Origin of the sequence: Mesorhizobium sp. M1A.F.Ca.IN.020.06.1.1, from assembly GCF_004023265.1 — a bacterium.
GTDB lineage: Bacteria > Pseudomonadota > Alphaproteobacteria > Rhizobiales > Rhizobiaceae > Mesorhizobium.
In genome coordinates this window covers 1-4291 of record NZ_RZSR01000506.1, presented here as the reverse complement: position 1 = coordinate 4291, position 4291 = coordinate 1, and the positions used below count along the sequence as shown (strand labels likewise).

General features: G+C 63.7%; 5 protein-coding genes. All 5 read left to right on the top strand.

What is annotated here, in order from left to right; genetic code table 11:
* The first annotated feature begins 145 nt into the window (after window positions 1-145).
* Window positions 146-784 carry a hypothetical protein gene (locus EOA60_RS20910; RefSeq protein ID WP_206628178.1) on the top strand — a complete coding sequence of 213 codons (639 nt, stop codon included), beginning with the start codon at window positions 146-148 and terminating at the stop codon, window positions 782-784.
* A 74-nt stretch (window positions 785-858) separates the two neighbouring features.
* On the top strand, window positions 859-1950 hold the full coding sequence (locus tag EOA60_RS20905; protein ID WP_067326145.1) for a DNA topoisomerase IB: 1092 nt from the start codon (window positions 859-861) through the stop codon (window positions 1948-1950).
* A 106-nt stretch (window positions 1951-2056) separates the two neighbouring features.
* Entirely contained in the window at window positions 2057-2431 is a 375-nt protein-coding gene (locus EOA60_RS20900; protein WP_067002334.1) for a YciI family protein, read from the top strand.
* Entirely contained in the window at window positions 2428-3702 is a 1275-nt protein-coding gene (locus tag EOA60_RS20895; protein WP_128311815.1) for an RNA polymerase sigma factor, read from the top strand. The genes EOA60_RS20900 and EOA60_RS20895 overlap by 4 nt, the downstream gene beginning before the upstream one ends.
* Window positions 3703-3885: 183 nt before the next feature.
* The coding region (locus EOA60_RS20890) for an aldehyde dehydrogenase family protein (protein WP_128311813.1) at window positions 3886-4291 on the top strand (406 nt) is incomplete at its 3' end.

The window sequence follows — 4291 nt, the reverse complement described above, 5'->3', positions numbered from 1 at the left end:
GCGTCGGCGTAACGCATGGCGATAGGACAGGCACGCGGCCATGATCACCATGGAGATGAAGCAGCCGCGCCGGCGGCGCGGTCGATGGCTTTGGTCGCGGCAAAGGATCGTCGCCATTTTCAGCTATCGCTACGATGCGCATCTGGTGCCAGACCTCCTCGCCAATCTCGACGCAATCGTCGATGGCTGGATCGCCTATGACGATCGCTCGGCGGATGCGGTCTTCAGCAATGAACCGCAGAGGCGGCGCGCGCTTATTGCCGCGGCCTATGAGGCCGGTGCCGATTGGCTTCTGGCAATCGATCCGGACGAAAGGCTGGAAGATGCCGTGGCAAGCCGGATAGGCCAACTGACCAGCGGGTCCAGGCGCAATGCCTGGGGATTTCGCCTAAGGGAGATGTATACGCCGGCAAGCTATCGCATCGACGGCGTCTGGGGCCAAAAGATGCAGCACAGGCTTTTCCCCGCCTATCACCCGGATCTGAGCCGGTCGCAAGGGCTGCATGAGGCCTGGTTCCCCGAAGATCTGCGCTTCAAGCTTCGGGACAGCGGCCTTAACCTTTATCATTTGAAGATGATCGAGCCGAAACGGCGCGTGGCACGTCGCGACCTCTACAATCATCTCGATCCGGAGCAACGTTTGCAGCAGATCGGCTACGACTATCTGACGGACGAGTCGGGAGCGGTTCTGGAAGCGATACCGGCCGGGCGAGACTACTTTCCCACCCATGTCGACGACGGCAGGCTTTGGATGGCTGAGGTGTCCGCCGACCGGCGGAGCTGAAGGACGCCCTCTGGGGACGGCGGAACCAGCCGCTGTCGCGCGGCTTATCTACGGACCAGTTCCGTGGAGTTACCATGCTGCAACGAGCACAATCGTCCTTCGGCCGCCTGGCGGGTGGTCTGGAAATACAAGGGAACGGCGCGCAGAGTTCCGCCGAGCGCGCCGCGCTCAGCTATGTCAGCGATGCCGATCCGGGCATCCGGCGCCTGAGAAAAGGCAAGGGATTTTCCTATGTCGGCCCGAACGGGAGTGCGGTCACCGCGGCCACCCTTGACCGTATCAAGGCGATCGTCATTCCGCCCGCGTGGACGGATGTATGGATCTCGCCCGACCCGAACGGCCATATCCAGGCGACCGGCCGGGATCAGCGCGGACGCAAGCAGTACCGCTATCATCCGCAGTGGACCGAGGAACGGGACGGCGTCAAATACTCCAGCCTCGTTGCTTTCGCGCAAAGCCTGCCCTCCTTGAGGCGCCAGGTCGATGCCGACCTGCGCCGTCATGGACTTCCGCTGGAGCGCGTTGTCGCCTCTGTCGTCTGGCTGCTCGACAACACCATGATCCGTGTCGGCAATGCCGCCTATGCCCGCGACAACAAGAGTTTCGGCCTGACCACGCTGCGCGACCGCCATGTCGAAATCACCGGTTCCAGCCTGCGCTTCTCCTTCACGGGCAAGTCCGGCAAGGAATGGAAGCTGAAGCTCGTCGACCAACGCATCGCCAAAATCGTGCGCGGCGCGCAGGACCTGCCTGGCCAGAAGCTGTTTCAGTATCTTGATGACGAGGGAACACGCCGGCCGCTGCGGTCGGAGGACGTCAATCGCTATATTCGCGAGGCATCTGGCCCGGAGTTCAGCTCCAAGCATTTTCGCACCTGGGGCGGCACCATCCATGCGGCATCGCTGTTCGCGCAGGCGGAGTTGCCCGAGAGCATGACCCAGAAAAACCGCGTGATGAACAGTATCGTCGACAAGGTCGCCGAACGACTCGGCAATACGCGAGCCGTCTGCCGCCGGTGCTATATCCATCCGCTCGTCTTCGAGGCGTGGGCCGAAGGGAAGCTGCTCGGCGAAATGGCCGAAGCCAACAAACGAAAGCGCCTTATACCGGGCCTCGACGAGGAGGAGACGCTGGTGCTGAGATGGCTGCAGGCGCGCGAAGCCTGACCACCAGGAGGATAGCGTAAACCCTCGATAGCCCTACAACTTTTTTGTCGACCTTGTGTCGGGAAGGGTCCTACTGTTGCGTCCTTTGATACGGAAAGGACGCACCATGCTCTATGCCATTCTCTGCTACGCCTCCGAAGACGTGGTCTGCTCCTGGAGCAAGGAACAGGACGAGGAGGTCATGGCAAAGCTCCTCAACGTACAGGACAAATACGCCAGGGCAGGCCGGCTGGGGCCGGTGGCGCGCCTGCTGCCGACCACAGCCGCGACGACGCTTCGCAAGGTCAAGGGCGAATCGGTGGTGCTCGACGGCCCGTTCGCCGAGACCAAGGAGCAGTTCCTCGGCTTCTACACGCTCGAATGCAATCACCTGGACGAAGCAGTCGAGTTCGCTCGCGAACTCTCCGAGGTCAATCCGAGCGGTGGTTCCTACGAGATCAGGCCGATCTCGGTCTTCAATCCGACAAAGGTTCCCGCATGACCGAGCTTGCCTGGATCAGCAACGCGATCAGCACCGCCCGTCCGCAGGCGATGGGCGCGCTGCTGCGCTATTTCCGCGACCTCGACGCCGCGGAAGAAGCTTTCCAGGATGCATGCCTGAGGGCGCTGAAGAACTGGCCGAAAAACGGGCCGCCGCGCGATCCGGCGGCCTGGCTGATCTTCGTCGGCCGCGACAGCGGCATCGACGCGGTGCGCAAGCGCGCCAAGCAGGCGCCGATGCCGGAAGAGGACCAGATCTCCGATCTCGAGGATGCCGAAGGCGATATGGCCGAGCGGCTGGACGGCGCGCATTATCGCGACGATATCCTGCGGCTCCTGTTCATCTGCTGCCATCCGGACCTGCCGGCGACGCAGCAGATCGCGGTCGCGCTGCGCATCGTCTCCGGCCTGACCGTCAAGCAGATCGCGCGCGCCTTTCTCGTCGGCGAGAGCGCCATGGAGCAGCGCATCACCCGGGCCAAGGCGCGCATCGCCGATGCCGGCGTGCCGTTCGAGACGCCAGGCGCGGTCGAGCGTTCCGAGCGCTTGGCGGCGGTCGCGGCCATGATCTATCTGATCTTCAACGAGGGCTATTCGACCAATGGCGGCGAGGCGCCGGCCCGCGCGCCGCTTTGCGAGGAGGCGATCCGGCTCGCCCGGCTGCTGCTCAGGCTGTTTCAGCAGGAACCGGAGATCATGGGGCTGACGGCGCTGCTGCTTCTCCAGCATGCACGCGCGCCGGCGCGCTTCGACGCGCATGGCGAGATCGTGCTGCTCGAGGATCAGGACCGGTCGCTCTGGAGCCGCAAGATGATCGACGAGGGCCTGGCGCTGGTCGACAAGGCGCTGCGTCATCGCAAGCCTGGCCCATACCAGGTGCAAGCGGCGATCGCGGCATTGCATGCGCGGGCGGCAACACCCGAGGATACGGACTGGACCGAGATCGACCTGCTCTACGGCTTGCTCGAGCAGATGCAGCCGTCGCCGGTAGTGACGCTGAACCGCGCGGTTGCGGTGAGCAAGGTGCGCGGCCCCGAAGCGGCGCTGGCGATGATCGAGCCGCTGGAGGATCGGCTGGCAGGCTATTTCCACTTCTTCGGCCTGAAGGGCGGCCTGCTGATGCAGCTCGGCCGTGGCGAGGAGGCGCGCGTGGCCTTCGACCGCGCGATCGCTTTAGCCAACACCGCCGCCGAAGCCGCTCATATCCGCATGCATATCGACCGGCTGATCAAGGAAAGCACCGAGAAGTCGCAGGCCAAGAAGGCGCGCTGATCCCATTTTCACTATTGGCCCAATTTTGCGCGCCGGGGTTGGACCATCCCGGGGTGGCGGTTTTTCCCTGAAACGAGTAATGCCACGCCATGAAAGCGCCGTCGTGCCTGAGGGCGCCGACAAGACGTGGCGCAAGGCTTCGACGCTCGCCATATCCAAGGCGAGATCTGAAAAGGAACCAACATGACGATTGCGAAGGAAACGGCCTCACTTCTGGAGAAACTTGGCGTCGCCAAGGATGCACTTTCCGGCGGCGACCTCATCGTGCGCAGCCCGGTGACGGGCGAGCAGATCGCTGCACTGAAGTCGATCTCGGCGGTCGATGCCGGCAAGGCTATCGATGCCGCGCACAAGGCCTTCCACGCCTGGCGGCTGGTGCCGGGGCCGAAGCGGGGCGAGCTGGTGCGCCTGCTCGGCGAGGAGTTGCGTGCTCACAAGGCGGAGCTCGGCCGGCTGGTGTCGATCGAGGTCGGCAAGATCCCGTCCGAGGGTCTCGGTGAAGTGCAGGAGATGATCGACATCTGCGATTTCGCAGTCGGTCTTTCGCGCCAGCTCTACGGCCTGACCATCGCCACCGAGCGCCCTGGAC

What these genes read in the sequence shown, in the direction of transcription:
- EOA60_RS20905 (WP_067326145.1), top strand. Translation starts at nt 859, where the DNA reads ATGCTGCAACGAGCACAATCGTCCTTCGGCCGCCTGGCGGGTGGTCTG.
- EOA60_RS20900 (WP_067002334.1), top strand. Translation starts at nt 2,057, where the DNA reads ATGCTCTATGCCATTCTCTGCTACGCCTCCGAAGACGTGGTCTGCTCC.
- EOA60_RS20895 (WP_128311815.1), top strand. Translation starts at nt 2,428, where the DNA reads ATGACCGAGCTTGCCTGGATCAGCAACGCGATCAGCACCGCCCGTCCG.